This window comes from Pontibacter russatus, assembly GCF_009931655.1.
GTDB classification, from domain to species: domain Bacteria; phylum Bacteroidota; class Bacteroidia; order Cytophagales; family Hymenobacteraceae; genus Pontibacter; species Pontibacter russatus.
Window position 1 is genome coordinate 712,617 of the sequence record NZ_CP047984.1, and the last position, 16,194, is coordinate 728,810.

Annotated in this window: 16 protein-coding genes; 12 read left to right on the forward strand and 4 right to left on the reverse strand. The window is 51.7% G+C overall.

All coding sequences use genetic code 11. The features are described from left to right. Window positions 1-192: 192 nt before the first annotated feature. The 4 genes from GSQ62_RS02910 (at window position 193) to GSQ62_RS02925 (ending at window position 4,739) form a co-directional block, all read left to right on the forward strand. The gene (locus tag GSQ62_RS02910; protein ID WP_161888116.1) at window positions 193-1,653 is read left to right on the forward strand and encodes an NADH-quinone oxidoreductase subunit N; all 1,461 of its coding nucleotides are present in this window, start codon (window positions 193-195) and stop codon (window positions 1,651-1,653) included. A 342-nt stretch (window positions 1,654-1,995) separates the two neighbouring features. Beyond that, window positions 1,996-3,063 (forward strand): DUF6236 family protein, encoded by a 1,068-nt coding sequence (locus tag GSQ62_RS02915; RefSeq protein ID WP_161888117.1) that lies wholly within the window; start codon window positions 1,996-1,998, stop codon window positions 3,061-3,063. 219 nt (window positions 3,064-3,282) lie between these two features. Continuing rightward, a complete protein-coding gene (locus tag GSQ62_RS02920) occupies window positions 3,283-3,507 on the forward strand; it encodes a hypothetical protein (RefSeq protein WP_161888118.1) in 225 nt (74 codons plus the stop codon). A gap of 344 nt (window positions 3,508-3,851) precedes the next feature. Continuing rightward, entirely contained in the window at window positions 3,852-4,739 is an 888-nt protein-coding gene (locus GSQ62_RS02925) for a dienelactone hydrolase family protein (protein ID WP_161888119.1), read from the forward strand. A gap of 134 nt (window positions 4,740-4,873) precedes the next feature. On the opposite strand, the gene GSQ62_RS02930 is transcribed toward GSQ62_RS02925, so the two are convergent. Then, window positions 4,874-6,244 carry a PQQ-dependent sugar dehydrogenase gene (locus tag GSQ62_RS02930; protein ID WP_202621831.1) on the reverse strand — a complete coding sequence of 457 codons (1,371 nt, stop codon included), beginning with the start codon at window positions 6,242-6,244 and terminating at the stop codon, window positions 4,874-4,876. A 693-nt stretch (window positions 6,245-6,937) separates the two neighbouring features. On the opposite strand from GSQ62_RS02930, the gene GSQ62_RS02935 reads away from it, so the two are divergent. From GSQ62_RS02935 to GSQ62_RS02960, 6 genes are all read left to right on the forward strand, one after another. Next, complete coding sequence (locus tag GSQ62_RS02935; protein WP_161888120.1) at window positions 6,938-7,504, forward strand: RNA polymerase sigma factor; 567 nt, start codon at window positions 6,938-6,940, stop codon at window positions 7,502-7,504. Next, entirely contained in the window at window positions 7,482-8,798 is a 1,317-nt protein-coding gene (locus GSQ62_RS02940) for a PorT family protein (protein WP_161888121.1), read from the forward strand. Before GSQ62_RS02935 ends, GSQ62_RS02940 begins: the two co-directional genes overlap by 23 nt. Before the next feature lie 96 nt (window positions 8,799-8,894). Beyond that, window positions 8,895-9,359, forward strand: coding sequence for a CHRD domain-containing protein (locus GSQ62_RS02945; RefSeq protein WP_161888122.1), 465 nt, complete (start codon window positions 8,895-8,897; stop codon window positions 9,357-9,359). A gap of 46 nt (window positions 9,360-9,405) precedes the next feature. Next, entirely contained in the window at window positions 9,406-9,789 is a 384-nt protein-coding gene (locus GSQ62_RS02950) for a hypothetical protein (RefSeq protein WP_161888123.1), read from the forward strand. Window positions 9,790-9,807: 18 nt separating this feature from the next. Next, window positions 9,808-10,377 (forward strand): YceI family protein, encoded by a 570-nt coding sequence (locus GSQ62_RS02955; protein WP_161888124.1) that lies wholly within the window; start codon window positions 9,808-9,810, stop codon window positions 10,375-10,377. After that, window positions 10,374-11,285: a DUF5777 family beta-barrel protein gene (locus GSQ62_RS02960; protein ID WP_237586934.1), complete on the forward strand. Its 912-nt coding sequence runs from the start codon at window positions 10,374-10,376 to the stop codon at window positions 11,283-11,285. Before GSQ62_RS02955 ends, GSQ62_RS02960 begins: the two co-directional genes overlap by 4 nt. A gap of 114 nt (window positions 11,286-11,399) precedes the next feature. Here the strand turns inward: GSQ62_RS02960 and GSQ62_RS02965 are convergent, their stop codons facing one another. Beyond that, on the reverse strand, window positions 11,400-11,945 hold the full coding sequence (locus tag GSQ62_RS02965; protein WP_161888125.1) for a right-handed parallel beta-helix repeat-containing protein: 546 nt from the start codon (window positions 11,943-11,945) through the stop codon (window positions 11,400-11,402). 106 nt (window positions 11,946-12,051) lie between these two features. Next, window positions 12,052-12,228: a hypothetical protein gene (locus GSQ62_RS02970; RefSeq protein WP_237586939.1), complete on the reverse strand. Its 177-nt coding sequence runs from the start codon at window positions 12,226-12,228 to the stop codon at window positions 12,052-12,054. A gap of 187 nt (window positions 12,229-12,415) precedes the next feature. Here GSQ62_RS02970 and GSQ62_RS02975 point away from each other — a divergent pair, with 187 nt between their 5' ends. Continuing rightward, window positions 12,416-12,874: a hypothetical protein gene (locus GSQ62_RS02975; RefSeq protein WP_161888127.1), complete on the forward strand. Its 459-nt coding sequence runs from the start codon at window positions 12,416-12,418 to the stop codon at window positions 12,872-12,874. A 6-nt stretch (window positions 12,875-12,880) separates the two neighbouring features. Here the strand turns inward: GSQ62_RS02975 and GSQ62_RS02980 are convergent, their stop codons facing one another. Beyond that, window positions 12,881-13,864: a GlxA family transcriptional regulator gene (locus GSQ62_RS02980; protein WP_161888128.1), complete on the reverse strand. Its 984-nt coding sequence runs from the start codon at window positions 13,862-13,864 to the stop codon at window positions 12,881-12,883. Between the two features lie 658 nt (window positions 13,865-14,522). On the opposite strand from GSQ62_RS02980, the gene GSQ62_RS02985 reads away from it, so the two are divergent. Further along, entirely contained in the window at window positions 14,523-15,917 is a 1,395-nt protein-coding gene (locus GSQ62_RS02985; RefSeq protein ID WP_161888129.1) for an MATE family efflux transporter, read from the forward strand. Window positions 15,918-16,194 lie beyond the last annotated feature (277 nt).

A 16,194-nucleotide genomic window follows, 5' to 3' on the forward strand; every position in this document is an offset into this window, starting at 1 on the left:
AATTCTCACCTGATGGGAACTCCATCGGGTAATGGCGCAAGTTTTTAAACTTATGTCCTACCATAATGTCGGGTTTGTAACCCGACAGGGCTGGCCTGTCCCGTGCGACGTCCCGGGGAGGCCCAGCAATAGCAGAAACAAGCGGGGAAGCTCGCGCCATAAGAAGTAAGTTATATATAAAGCCACAAGCCCATGAGCCAGAACGATTTTCTCCACCTGATGCCGCTGCTCATCCTGATCTTTGCCGTGCTCATCATCATGCTGGTGATTTCGGCGTGGCGCAACCATAAAATCATATATGTCATCACGGCGGTTTCCTTTGTCGCCGCGTTCCTGTCGCTGTTCGATATACGGGCTGCAGCGCCCTATCAAATCGAGCCGCTGCTGGTGATTGACGGATTTGGCGTGTTTTATATAGGTTTAATATTGGCGACGGCGCTGCTCATCAGCATGCTGTCTTACGCGTATTTCGAGCAGCGCGAAGAACAGAAGGAAGAGTACTATATCCTGCTGATACTCTCTACCCTCGGGGCCTGCACGCTTGTCATCAGCACGCACTTTGCCTCGCTTTTTCTGGGGCTGGAGGTGCTGAGCGTGGCGCTCTACGCGCTTATCTCGTACCTGCGCACCCGCGAGCGCTCCGACGAAGCCGGCATCAAGTACCTCATCCTGGCTGCCTTCTCCTCCGCTTTCCTGCTGTTCGGGATGGCGCTGGTGTACTTCAGCACCGGCAGTATGACCTTTCAGGGAATAGCCGTGGCCATGGCGGCCTTTGAGGAATTACCGCTCCTGCTGCTCACCGGCTTCGGCCTGATGATTATCGGCATCGGGTTCAAGCTGAGCCTCGTGCCGTTCCATATGTGGACGCCGGATGTGTATGAAGGCGCGCCTGCCCCGGTTTCCGCTTTTATTGCCACCGTGTCGAAAGGCGGTATGCTGGGCCTGCTGATTCGCTTTTTCATGGAGGTGGATGGCTTCCGGTACCCAACACTGATGCTCATCTTCACCATTGTAGCCATCGCTTCGATGTTTGCGGGCAACCTGCTGGCGCTGTTCCAGAACAACGTGAAGCGCATCCTCGCCTACTCCTCCATCTCGCACCTGGGCTATCTGATGGTGGCTTTTCTGGCAGGCAACCAGATGGGGGTGGAAGCGGTGACGTTTTACCTCGTCGCCTATTTCGTGACCACCGTCGGGGCGTTCGGCACTGTGGCGATGCTGTCGGGGAAAGAGCGTGATGCGGAGCTGCTGATTGACTACCGGGGCCTGCTCTGGCGGCGTCCCTGGGCGGCCACCGTGCTGACGGCCATGTTGCTTTCGCTGGCGGGCATTCCGCTCACGGCCGGTTTCGTGGGCAAGTTTTATATACTGGCGGCAGGCGTGAACACGCAACTGTGGCTGCTCGTGGTGGTGCTGGCCATTAACAGCGCCATCGGCTTGTATTATTACATCAAAATCGTCGCCGTCATGTTTCAGCAGACGGAGGAAGGCATGGAGCCACGGCAGCGCCTGCGTCCCTCTATTTACTTGGCCAGCGTAGGCACGCTGGCGGTGCTGCTTTTCCTGCTCATCGGCATCGGCATCTACCCCGCTTATCTGCTCAACATCATCACCACCATGCTCAACAGCTTTCACACGCTGAGCCTTCAGTGATATGAATGCTTCGGCAGTAACTCCTCATATTTTGCAGGCTTCATTGATGCCGACAGGAGTCTTGTAGCTACTGCGCCGGATATATACCGCAGTACTGATTCCGGTAGAAGTGTCAGGTTCTACCGGTGCTGGTTGTGTATATAGGATATGTATATATAATTCGCTTTCTTAGGAGGTATAGTTGGAGGTTTAAATCTAAGCTGGATAAGCAAGGATGGATATACTTCCTGTTTTTGAAAAGCATGTAAGGCTAATCATAGGTAAAACCACCTCCGCATAAATGCAGATAACCGTAGGTTTACGTATATCCAGACGTTAGTGGCAACCTTAAAAACAACAAAAATGACAATACCATTTGGCCGAGCATTATACTATCCGCATATTAACTTCCACGACCATAATTGGTTAAAATTTGCAGCGTTGTATTATGACGGTATTGACAGAATTGTTCCGAGTGACGACCTAATTGAAGAAGTTGACTTAATTGAAAGAATCAATGATACAGCCACGAATGAAGAGACTTTATTTGTTAGAAGTGTAAGACCAAGCCATTACGCTGACCAAATCGCACACGAATTCATAAAATATGCAAAATCGGAACTCTCAGATAAAGAGAAACGAAATGAAATTTTTCAGCGTGTTTCAAGATTTGTAAAACCAACAGATACTTATCCAATTCATGTAATGAAAATGGGTAGAGAGCTTTTAGAAGAATTGCCAAGGCTTAATTTACCCATAAAGAAATTCTCGTATGAATTTGAAGATTGGGTAGAGTTTGATTCGGTAACTGGTGCCTTGTATATGTCCAGACTGGCAAACTGTATAGCAACGAACAAATCTTTACCTATAGTTTCTGACCACCCAAACTTTCAAGCGATTGTTCGAGAAGCACAAAGAGAGAGAGGAAAGAAGGATATAAGCGAAACATTAGCCTCAATGGTTATTCACTCTGTTATTCCCAAGAATTTAGAAAGCATTAAAACGAAACAGATTATTGAATTCAGGAACAATTATAAAGACGAAAGACAACAGTTCTATCTAAACATAAATGAACTGGTCAAAGACCTATATAAAATTGAAGATGAACAATCTCTAAAAGACGCTTTGAACTTCAGAAAAGACCAAATAGAAAGGTCAACAAAAGACATCGAGGGAGTATTTAAATCATTGAAGATTGACACAGGACTAACTTTAATGGCTTTGTCAGTTCCTTCATTTGCCTCTGGACTTGGCTGGGTAGTTGCAGGTGCTGGACTTGTGGCAATTGCCGCAGGCAAACTGACATTAAAGGGAATAGAGTATCATAAGACAAAAAGAAATAGCCCTTATTCATACGTTCTGACAATGAAGAATCAATTAGGTAAAGAAGAATTTGCAGAATCTTTATTAAAAGGAAATTTGATACTATGAAAAGAAAGGCAGCCACCAACAGCAGCTACCCAAAAGTGGCGGTTCAGTGATTAAACCAAGCTTTGTGCTTTTATCAAAGTTTCTACTTGTTTAAAAGTGAAGTGCTCCGAAATCGCCACCTTCGAATAGCTGCAACACGTTGAGTGGCTTGTAAATAATATTCAGAATTTTGAGGGCGTGTAAATTTACTATATTGACAATTGAATAAAACCAACGAAAATGGGACTTGAGGCTATAAAACTGGAATTAATAGAATGGTTAGCTCAATTAGATAATGAGGACACTCTTGAATATCTGAAGGTTGTAAAAGACTCTAAAACAGGCGGAGATTGGTGGGAGGATTTATCACCGGAACAAAGAAGAGGGATTGGAAGAGGCCTGAAAGATATTGATGAAGGAAAGATTACTCCACATGAAGAAGTCAAAAAAAGGTTCGGATTATAAATCACTCCGTTTTATGGACCGATAAAGCCATAGAAAACTTAGAAAATATACTCAGCTATATCTCCACGAACTGGACAGAAAGGGAAGTCAACAAGTTTAAGGCAAGACTATCAGCGCAAATAGAAATCATTTCTAAATTCCCCATGTTTTTCCTGCCTCGCCCACAACGCCACGATTAAGAAAAGCTGTGCTGACCAGGCAAACAATAATTTTCTATGAAGTTAAAGAGCAGATAATTTACATCACATACCTTTTTGATAGCAGGCAGGACCCCAAAGAGGTAAAAGAAGAATCAGATACAGTGGAATTTCTTAAATTGTAGGTAAACACGAACGCCGACGAACATGGACGAAATCAAAAGAGAAGACATCAAACAAGAAGTGCTTGACCTGTACGATGACTATGCCCACAACCGGGTCAACAGGCGCGAGTTTATGCAAAAGCTGTCCCTATATGCCGTGGGCGGTCTTACCGTGGCGTCGCTGATGAGTTTTCTGATGCCCGATTACAAGGGCGCCATCCAGGTGAAGGCAGATGACCCGCGCCTAAAATCAGAATACATCCATTATCCCTCCCCGAAAGGTGGCGGAACGATGAAAGCGCTGCTGTCGATGCCGGCGGGTGCGACAAAGAAACTCGGCGGCATTGTGGTGGTGCATGAAAACCGGGGTCTGAATCCGCACATAGAGGACGTGGCGCGCAGGGCCGCGCTGGCAGGGTTCGTTTCCATCGCCCCGGATGCTTTAACGCCGCTCGGTGGCTATCCGGGCAACGATGACGACGGCCGTGAGATGCAGAGCAAACGCAACAGAGACGAGATGCTGGAGGATTTTATAGCAGCCCATGATTATCTGAAAAACCACGAGAGCTGCAATGGTAAGGTGGGAGTGGTCGGCTTCTGCTTCGGTGGCTGGATTTCGAACATGATGGCGGTGCGTATTCCGGAACTGGCGGCAGCCGTACCGTTTTACGGAGGCCAGCCAGCAAGCGAAGACGTTCCCCAAATAAAGGCTCCCCTCCTGCTGCACTATGCCGAGTTGGATACCCGCGTGAACGAAGGCTGGCCCGCGTATGAAGCGGCACTGAAAGCGAACAAGAAGGACTATACCGCTTATATGTACGCGAACGCTAATCACGGCTTTCACAACGACACCACGCCGCGTTACGACAAAGCGGCGGCAGAACTCGCCTGGAAGCGCACCATCGATTTCTTCAATGAGAAGCTGTCGTAGCGAGGGCCGCCCTGCGGTTTGTAGTTGAAGAGTACTTCTATTCTGCCTGCTATACCTTTGTTAGGTCTTTATCGTATCATGCCTGTCTATATGGGAGCAGCCATATCTGCTTCTTATATAGACAGGCGTACCTTTCATTTGTTCACATGGGCTGTAGCCATCTCTGCTTTTTCACCTGGGAGCGGCCGGAGCAATGATAGCTGACCGTCTCCCCCAAACTCCGATACGTAGATATTCCCAGTCTTAATGTCCTCTGTCAGGTCTATCGGAACGATGAACCCCCAAAAACCGGGAACGGCGATTCCCTGAGACTCTCTTATGATGTCATTTTCGCTCCCTCCGGGTTCCAGTACCACAATGTCCCTGTTGTTAATGTACCGGACCACCAATATTTTTCCCTTCAACGCTCCGCTAAAAGCGTCTCCCCGGTACTCGATGATGCCGTTTGGGGAAGTATGAACCGGGAACTTGTAAGCATAGCCCCTCCAGTTTGCATCGGGCAGTGTGCCTACAGGGTATGCCTCGAGTTCGGCCGGATCCTCGCCAAAGCCCGGGTTTCCCCCGTTCATCACAAACTCGCCTCTTTCGGGGTTTGGGTGCCCGTAATACCCCCCTCTCTCTACCCTCAACAGAAAGTCGTTCTGCGCCTGCTCCACATTCGTCAGCGCGGGCACATCGGGGCCGGTATATAGGCTGCCGTCCATGCGGCGTGCGCCGGCCACAGAGGCGGGGGTGCTGCCGCCCGAACTGGACCCGTTGACAGGCACATATAACTCGCCGTTGCTGTGCCACAGCAAGTCGTAGGCGTTGCGTATGCCTGAGGCATATATAGTGAGCGGTGCGTTTCCGGCGTAGGGATCGTAGGTGCCTCCCTCCGAGGTTTTCGCATCGAGTGGCAGTTCCTGTAATTTAGCCAAATCCAGGCGCAGGACCGAACCCGACAGCAGGTGCTCTTTCCGGTTCCCCCATGTTTCATCTTCCCTGCCCATTGCCGTGTTGCTGCCCTGGGTAAAATAAAGCGCTGCGTCCGGTCCGAAGGCGATACTGTTGGTGAGGTGGTCTTTGGCCGAGCGCGGCAGATGTACCACCACATCCTGCACGTTTTCCAGGGCAGGGCCGGAAAGCCGGGTCAGTTTGCCGTCCCAGTCCGGCCCTTCGGTGAAGGTGAACGTGCTATGGGTCACCCACGCCACCAGGCTGTCGGCAGTGGCGGCTGGGTCAAACGCAAGTCCGATGGCGAGCCGGGGAATCCGCTGGCCGGAGGCGTCCTGCAGCGAATAAATCACCTCTGGATCGGCAAGCGTTCCGTCGGCTTGCACGGCAAAGCGTTTTATCCGTCCGTCGATTGTGCAGGCATATAACTTGCCATCGGGGCCCATGGTAAGGCTTGAGTGCCGGTCGGTGGTGTTTGGCAGCGCCACCTTCTCGAACTGCACATCGCCTGTTATCGCGCTCTCTAGCCGGTCCACAGCAGTTCCGTTCACCTGCCGGGTGAGCTCTTTCACGATGATTTTAAGTTTTTCACGGCTCTGCTTTTCCAGGGTGAAGTTCGAAAAGAAAAGAGGTGTAAGTAAACTGGAGGTGTAAGTAAACTGGAGAACAAAAGCGAGGAGGTAAAGGCGCTTTTGAGCGTTTTTACGGTGGGCTTCCACATCAGCGTATCGACACTTAATGACCAAACAATGATTTATTGATCAAAAATATATATAATATATATTATATATAATGATCTATGTCACTATTTAAGTTGATTTATATCACTATTTAGATAATAAACATAACTCATGCGGCACAGGATAAGTTACAGGCAGGAATGAACACAGGAAGCTGACTTTTTAAATTATGGCCTGTGTATGCATGTGAAGCATTCGGACATAATGAAAAGAACCCAAATTTTAAGACACAGATTTGTATATAGTTGATTTACAGGTGAATTATATATGCGGTGGTTTTATGGATAGTGCAAGTTGATTTTGTCCGCGCACTGAACTAAATCACGGTGTTTCTTCCCGTTGTCCTCCTGAAAAAACCTGATTGAAGGGAGCTTGCGTTTGTATCGCTTGCCCACATCACCGAAGGATGGCTTTCGCAGGTAGAATTTCCGTATCTGTCATATCAATTTCTTTAGAAAATTTTCTATCAGAGGCAAGGCAACCATCCGGAATTTTCTTCCGTGATGGGAGCGAAATCCTGGAAAAGTGAGCGAACCGGAGACCACAGCAGAGACGGCCCTGCTCCGCGGATGTCTGACAGAGGACCGCGAAGCGCAGCGAAAGCTATACCAGCTTTACTATGGCTATGCCATGAGCATCTGCGTGCGCTACTCAAAAGACGCAGAAGAGGCGCGGGAGGTGCTGAATGACGGGTTTCTGAAGGTGTTTACGCGGCTGAACCAGTACGACAGCAACAAACCGTTTAAAGGGTGGTTGCGACGCATCATGATAAACACCGCGCTGGACAATTACCGGCACAACCTGAAGCACTACCACCTGCACGATATAGAGGAGGCCGCACCCGCTGCTGAAAGCTACAGCGTAGAGCAGCAGCTGAACTACGAGGAACTGATTGGGCTGGTGCAGCGCCTGTCGCCTGCTTACCGGGCGGTGTTTAACCTGTATGTGGTAGACGGCTACACCCACGAGGAAATAGCGGAGACACTCGGCATCGCGGTGGGCACGTCCAAATCGAACCTGGCAAAAGCCAGGGCAAACTTACGGGAGGCTTTAAAAAGAGCGGAGATAGATGAGTACAAACAAAATGTCTGACGAGGAACTCGACAACCTGTTCAGGAAATCTGCCGAGCACCTGGACCCTCCTTTCGACCCGGAAGCCTGGAAGGCGATGGAACGGAAGCTGGATCAGGCAACGGTGCGCGCCCCCTGGTACAGGCGGTACTGGCCGCTCGGGCTGCTGTTACTCCTGCTGGCGCCGCTTCTGGTATTACAACTGAAAGATGATTCCGTTACGCCTGCCCAAAACGAAACCGCTGCTGTGGCCCCCGAAACGCCACAGGCTGCAGCCATCGCCCCGCAAGAGCAACCGGCGCATGTGGCTGAAAATCCGGAAGTGGCAGGTGCTGGTACGGAGCAACCAAGAGCAGAGGCTGAAAAGTTAACAACGGCCGCTTCTGCTCCGGCAGTAAAAGCAAAGGCTGCAGTTGCGCCAGCTATATATGGCAGGCCACCGGCAGTATATCCGGTAGTATATGAGGAAACAGCCGTGATGCAGCCAGCAGAAAAGGAAGCAAAGCAACCGGCATATGCCTTACCGGCTACAGCAGGATATATAGCTGACACGGCTTATGCAGCAGCCTTGGAGGCTGGCAGCATAGCCGACACAGCAGCCGGGCCCTATATAGCGCAGCAGTCGCTTGCTGAGGCAATGGATAGTGCTGTATGGGAGAAGTCGACGCCCGCTGTAGCGGCAGACAGCAGTAAAGAAAAAAAAGCTTCACCCTTTTTCAGAAGCATCCGGGTTGCCCTGCTGGCTGCCCCCGACTTCACCACTGTCAGGTTTAAGAACCCGGATGCCGTGAGCGCGAATGCCGGGGTGGTGGTGGGCGTGCCGCTGACGGAGCGGCTGAGCCTGGTGACCGGCGTGGTATGGGCGAACAAGGTATATGGCGCCTCGCCCCAGGACTACAACCCGCGCCCTGATTACTGGCAGGGACGGAAGCTGCCGGACGCCATTGACGCCCGCTGCCAGGTGCTGGACATCCCCCTGAACCTGGAGTACCGGCTGCTGCAGCGCAACAAAAGCACCCTGGCGGTGCAGGCGGGCCTGTCGAGCTATATCATGCTGGATGAAAAGTACACTTATATATATGGCAGTGGCTACGGCAAATACGAAAAGGTATGGGAGGTACGGAACCAGAACCGGCACTGGTTTAAAGTGCAGAACATCAGCCTGAGCTACACGCACCACCTCACGCCCTCCCTGTTTGTCGGGGCGGAGCCCTTTGTGAAAATACCCTTGGCCGACATCGGGGCCGGACATGTGAAACTGACGAGCGCCGGCGTCTTCTTCACCGCAGGCTATACCCTGCCTCTGAGAAAGTAACCCTACACATAGATACTTTACACTTGGTAACACAGCCTGCACTGTGCTAGAAGGCTTCTTTTTGCTGATTTTTTTGAAAACCTAACCTCTATAACCATGAAAAATCTACTGAAACACCACAACCTTTGGGTGGCCCTGCTGTTCGGGCTGCTCCTGCCGATCAGCAGCTGCGACGACGATGACGACAAAGACATGGACCCGATGCTCAACGTGGTTGAGTTTGATGACATCGCTATCACCGGCGACCAGGAGGTGCCGGCGAACGAGTCAGAAGCGACGGGCACCTTCTCCGGCACTTACAACAAGGAAACCAACATCCTTTCTTATACCATCACCTATCAGGACATCACCCCAACCAACATGCACTTTCACAAGGGTGCGCCGGGCGTGAGCGGCGGCGTAGAAGTTCCCATCGGCGCTTCACCGTACTCAAGCCCCATCCAGGGGGAAACACCTGCACTCACAGAAGCCCAGGAGGCTGACCTGCTGGCTGGCCTGTGGTACGTGAACATACACAGCGCTGCCCTACCAGGCGGAGAAATCAGGGGGCAGGTAGAGTAACCCCGCTTGCCTCACACAATTGATATATCCTATTTAGCCTACAGCCATGAAAAGTGTACATATATATTCCTTCGTGATGGCAATTTTCCTGCTGTCGCTGGCGGCGGCCTGCACCAGCGACAGCGACGAGGAGGTGACTCCCCAGCCGCAACCGCAGCAATGCAACACCGGGAATGTTGCCTTCGCCAGTACCGTGAAGCCCATCCTGTCGGCCAACTGCTACAGTTGCCACAGCACGGCCGTAGCCACCAACGGTATAATATTAGACACCTACGCCGGTGTGAAAAAGCAGGCCGACAACGGATCGCTGGTCGGGGCGATTTCGCACGCGGCTGGCTTTAAGCCCATGCCGCAGGGCGGAGCCAAACTGTCTGACTGCAACATCGCTAAGATTAAAAAATGGGTGGATGACGGCGCGAAAGACAACTAACCCTAAACCGGCATGCATATGAAACCCTACCTGCTTCTGGCCCTGCTGTACCTGGCGCTGCTGCCTGGTGAAGTGGCGGCGCAAAACCGCTACTTCACCAAGACTGGCTATATCTGGTTCTTCTCCAGTGCCCCGATGGAGGACATTGAGGCCCATAACAAAAAGGTGGTTTCTTTCATAGACTTTGCCACCGGCGAGATGGCTTTCTCGGTTCCCATGAGAGAGTTTTCATTCCGTAAATCACTGATGCAGCAGCACTTCAACGAGAATTTCGTGGAGTCAGACAAATACCCGAAAGCCACCTTCAGCGGTAAATTCAACAACCCGCAGCAAGTGGACCTGACAAAAGACGCGCTATATAAGGTGCAGGTGGAGGGCGAGTTGACGATACACGGCGTGGAGAAAAAAGTGAGCGCCCCCGGCACGCTGGAAGTCAAAAACGGAAAGGTGCTGGGCAAGTCGGAGTTTGTGGTGGCACCAGCCGATTTCGACATCACCATACCCCTGCTGGTGCGCGAGCACATTGCCAAGAAGGTGACTGTATATGTGGACCTGCTGTATCAACCTTATCCCGGAGACAACCCATGACAAAGCATCTAAAGTACCTGCTCTTCAGTTTATATATGGTGTTGCTGCCCCCCGCACTGCAGGCGCAGGACGACCTGCTGTCGCTAGCCGAGGCCGCTGACAGCTCGGACACCGGTAAGGTAACGGGCGCATTCAAAGCAACCCGGCTCGTGAACGGACACAGCGTGGAGACGAACGGGCAACAGGAGTTGCTGTTCCTTATATCGCACCGCTTCGGCACCCTCAACAGCGGCGCCTACAACCTCTTCGGCCTCGACCAGGCCACCATCCGGCTGGCGTTGGAATATGGCATCACCGACAGGCTGACGGCGGGTATCGGGCGCAGCTCGCTTGAAAAAACATACGACGGATTTCTGAAGTACAAGCTGCTACAGCAGCGCCAGGGAGCAGTGCCTGTTACCCTCACGTTGTTCTCCAGCGCGGCCATCAACACCCTCCGCAACGAGAACCCGGAGCGGGATGTCCCTTTCTCCTCGCGGCTTGCCTACACCAGCCAGCTGCTGGTGGCCCGGAAATTCAATGAGCGCCTGTCGCTGCAGCTGGCACCCTCCTGGGTACACCGGAACAGAGTCGCTACCCGTCAGGACGAAAACGAAGTGTTCGCGGTTGGGGCCGGGGGGCGGTTCAAGCTCACCAAACGCGTTTCTTTCAATGCGGAGTATTATTATGTGCTGCCCGGAGAAACGGCCGACGACTATATAAATTCCCTTTCCCTCGGCTTCGACATCGAAACCGGAGGCCATGTTTTCCAGCTCATCTTCACCAACGCGCAGGGCATGGTCGAGAAATTCTTCATTCCGCAGAACACGGGCGTCTGGTCTGATGGCGACATCTACTTCGGCTTCAACATCTCCCGCGTCTTCAGCCTGAAAAAAGAGAAGGACCTGAAAAACGAGAAGGCTTGGTAAAGCAGGGCAGAAATGAAAAAGCCACTTCTATATATAAAAGTGGCTTTGCATAGCTTTAACATATCGGATGTATATATTAGGTGAGCAAGGCGCAGCCGCAGCTTTGCTTACCCGCTATTCACTAATTTTTCCTTCATGGTCTAAGTCAAGTTTTCCAATGTTATCTTTGATAATTGGTTCTTTGTCAAAGGTCACGGGAATATTATATGGCTTACCCAATAAATTTGTCCCTTTGTGAAATTTATTATTGCTGATTGTTACTTCGTTTTCATACCAACAGTCAAAGAAGTTTACAAAGTCTTTGAAGTCGTTGTTGGTTATGATTACAGGATTTCCTGTCTTGTTATGTCCGCCTGCTTGAAAGTCCAAGTTATTGTCAAAAGTGCAATTGTCAACTGTCAGTCCGCCTGAAAAGTAAGTGAAAACGAATTGGCATTTTTTGAAATGACAGTTTATAAGTCTTACAGGTTGGTCAAACTGCGTTACACTACCTGAAAAGTATTCAATAATACAGTTCTCAAAAACAACTTCTTTGTCCCAAGTGTCTGACGTTTCAATTTTTAGTTCACCGTCAACATAAAAATCAGTCAGAGGTCGTCCGTCTTTTAGCAAGTCAGTCGCTCTTTCTGTCGTTATGTTAAGTTTCGGTTGTGTCGTCATATTATTACCGCTAACTCATATATAGAAGTGGCTTTTCTGTAGCAGATATATACAGATATATGAATTTGTGCCTCGGTGCCTTCATATATACCCGCCACAACCTTCATTACTTCTTTTTCTTCCGAATCGCCCCGTACAGCACCGGGCTGAAGAAGCGCAGGTTTTCAAGAATACTGGTCATGCTGTAAAACTTCTCCGGGTCTATCTCCGGGTTCTCGGCCATGGCTTCTACCAGGGCATCGAGGGTGCCTGTGAATTTGTCGTCAAACTCTGCTTTTGTCATTTCCATATATCGTGAGGCACATCGCCAATCAGCTAACCAATGCTGCAAAAATAAAATTTCATATCAGGCAGCAGTTGCCGGAATGTTACTTAAAAACTGTGGGAGCTGTCAGATTAAAGGGCAACCGGGACAGCGTGCCATCCCACCGCAGGAATAGCTAAATTGCGGGCTGAATAAATAAAACGGCATGAAAGACGAACAGCACACCCGGGACAAGGACGCCATCCAACACCTGTACGACAACATACTGCCGATGCTGGCAACCCGCATCCACGGCAACCTCACCGAAATCACGCCCCTCTTCCACGACTTCGGGCTGGAGCGCGTGGTGGATGTCTGGACGAAGTCTCCGGATGCGGATGAGGACACGCCCATCGGCATCGAGAACGGGAACGTGCAGCTCATGGGCCTGAAGCTGCGGCTCGAGGGGTTCCAAAGCGCTGCCGCCCCTCCTTTTAACATCACCAAAGACCTCCTTTTTATATTAGGCCACAGCACCTACGAAGTAGGTCCTGACAAGAATACTATATGGGTTGAGAAGCGCTATTTTGAGAAATGGGCGGAGACCGAAACAGCAGAATCCGCGCAACGGTGGTGTGATGACCTGGTGGAGGAAATCACCCGGCGCCTCGAGAGCCTTACCTAAAATTCATCAGGCGACCAGGCTGACCGTGCGGTTATACTTGTTGCGGTACTGCAGCGGAGACAAACCCGTGATGCGTTTAAAGGTCGTCCGGAAAGCCTTGGTGTCGGTGTAGCCGATGTTGTACATCACCTCGTTCACGTTATCGGAGGATGATTCCAGGCGCTGCTTGGCCGCCTCGATTTTCACCCGCTGTATGTATTCCGCCACCGTGTTGGAGGTTGCCTTCTTGAACCGACGCTCCAGGTTCCTTCGTCCCAGGGCGAGCATGTCTGCCAGCTCATCGACGGTGATTTTATCCTGAAAATTGCGCTCGATGAACTCCTGTGCCTTTTTTATCGCCTCATCCCCGTGCGACTTCTGCCCTGTGAATATTACGAACGGCGACTGGCTGCGGCGCTCCATCTCAATCTGGAATGCCTTCGACATGAACACGGCCACATCGCGCCCGGCGTATTTCTCGATGAGGTATAGAATCAGGTTGAGGTAAGAGAAGGCGCCGCCACTGGAGTAGATTCCCTGCTCGTCCGTGATGATTTTGTCCTCCATCAGGTTTACTTCCGGAAACATGCGCCGGAAGTCGTTGGCGGCCATCCAGTGCGTGGCGCACTTCTTTCCGTTTATCAGCCCGGTGGAAGCCAGCAAAAACGCGCCCACGCACAGGCTGGCTACCTCCGCCCCAGCCTCATGCTGCCTTAAAATCCAGGGAACAAAGGCTTTGTTATCCGCCAGCACCCGCGCCATATCCCCATCCAGGGCGGGGATGACAACCAGGTCTGTTTTCTGAATGTCTTTGGTTTGCGCCTCGGTGTAAACCGTATACCTCCCGCCGCACACCGCCACCTCTTCCGTCAGGCCCACCAGCTGCACCTGGAACATAGCCGGCCTGCCGATGCTGCCCATAAACTTGTTTACCTCCGTAAAAACCTGGCGCGGCCCCTCCACGCTCCCTAAAATAGCGCCTTTGGGTACCAGAATCGAGATATGTTTCATATGCCTTGATGTTTATGTTACCGCATTCAATTCCTGTAAAAGACTCCACCATACTCCCTATATATACCTGGCCCCCCTCCCACACCTCCAACCCGCTGGCTTCGCAGGAATTTTATTTTGAGAATACAAGATACGTTTTTGTCGCAACCAGCCCTATATATTGCCGGGATAAACCCGCTCTGTTTCGTATGAATACCCTAAGTTTGCAACATCAGCCGCTACGGAAAATAAGACCGGAAGCGCAGCGCAGGAGCTCGTCATCACCCATGTAAACGATGCGCCACGGGAACTTGTATTCAAGGTATGAACCGAGGCTGACCGGCTGGCGCAGTGATGGGTCCGCCTCGGTTCATGTCTCCAGTTGATAATGATGGCAGCGGACGCACTGGACTCGGTGGGGCAGCAGCAGCCTGTTGGCAACAATTTCTCATTACCCGTAAATGCGGAGAGTAAAGAAGAAGCCGACAGGTGCTACAGCGGTCGTGCAGGAAGCGGAGGTAGCTGATGTGCTATAAAAGTTTAACCTGTCCATCCATAAATCCTGCAAATCCTGATTCTGATGATGTCGGTAACGATTGGACAGATCGCGGCGCCGAATCCCTTATTACCCAGACTGGCAACAGGCTTTGTTAAAAGATTACATACAGCTTGCGCATATATGATTCGCATCAAAGACTTCCTCCGCCTCATATCGCTTGCCGTTAAAGGCAGGGAAGAGGATTACACCACCCTCAGTATCCGGAAGAGCATTGTGCTGCTGGCCATTCCCATGATTCTGGAGATGTTGATGGAGTCTTTGTTCGCCGTGGTCGATATCTTTTTTGTCGGGAGGCTTGGCCCGAGCGCCATCGCAACGGTCGGGCTCACCGAGTCGGTGCTGATGATTATATATGCCGTGGGCATGGGCATCAGCATCGCAGGCACCGCCCTTGTGTCGCGCAGGTTCGGCGAGAAAAACTATCAGAAAGCGGGAAGCATCACTTATCAACTGATGGTGACGGGCCTGGTGCTGGCCCTGCTGACCGGCGGCGTTGCCACATACTTTGCGGGTGAGATACTGGCCCTGATGGGCGCCGCCCCTGACGTGGTTGCCGGTGGCATCGGCTACGCCAGGGTAATTTTTGTGGGGAGCGTTGCCATTATCATGCTTTTTCTCATCAACGGTGCCTTTCGGGGTGCCGGGCAGCCGCACCTGGCCATGCGCGCCCTTTGGATAGCCAATGGGGCAAACATCATCCTCGACCCTGTCCTGATTTTCGGTATAGGTTTTATACCCGCTTTGGGGCTGGAGGGCGCCGCCTGGGCCACTACGGCCGGGCGCAGCCTGGGGGTGGTGTACCAACTCTACCACCTGTTCAATGGCAAACACCTGCTAAAGATTTCGCGCGAGAACATGGTGGTAAGCTTCGCCGTTATCGCGCGGATTCTGAAAGTGTCTTCAGGGGGCATGGGGCAGTACCTGATCGACTCAGCCAGCTGGATTTTCCTGACGCGGATCATCGCTGAGTTTGGGAGCAACGCCCTCGCGGGATACACCATCGCATTCCGCATCATTGTGTTCACGCTGCTGCCAGCCTGGGGATTGTCTTCGGCGGCAGCCACCCTGGTAGGGCAAAACCTGGGGGCGCAAAAGGCCAGGCGGGCAGAGCTGGCCGTGTGGCTGACGGCGCGCTACAATGTTATTTTCATGGCCGCCGTCACGCTCAGTTTCCTGCTTTTCGGAGAGCACCTCTCCGCCATTTTCACCTCAGAGCCAGAAGTTATCCGCATCGCCTCCGAAGCGCTCGGCATCATCACGCTGGGCTATATCTTCTTCGGGCTGGGCATGGTGATGGTGCAGGCCTTCAACGGCGCCGGGGACACCCGCACACCCGCCATCATCAACGTGGTGGTGCTGTGGCTCATCGAGATTCCGCTTGCCTACCTGCTGGCTGTCTCGCTCGGCTTTGCCGCCACGGGCATTTTCATCGCCATTGCCATCTGTCACTCCCTGCACGCGCTTGTCAGCTGGTGGCTGTTCCGAAAGGGAAAGTGGAAAAAAGTAAAGGTCTGATTTTATATCCGGTTTTATATATGTTTAATGGCACGGAGTGAGAACTCTTCCAGTTTTCCCTTGAAGCGTCTCGAGAGTTACCGGCGCCGCGGGAGCGGCAGCCGTCTTGACAAGGGGCCCCAACCCCTGGCAGGAAACGAAATAGAGGGCCCCTACCCCCAGCAGCGCTTCAAGGGAAAACGAGGCCTCTCGGCCTGAGAGCACATATCCAGCTATGGAACTTAGAGGAAGTTGGTCCTGTGGGATAAACAGCAACAGGAAGTATAAGCAGAATAAG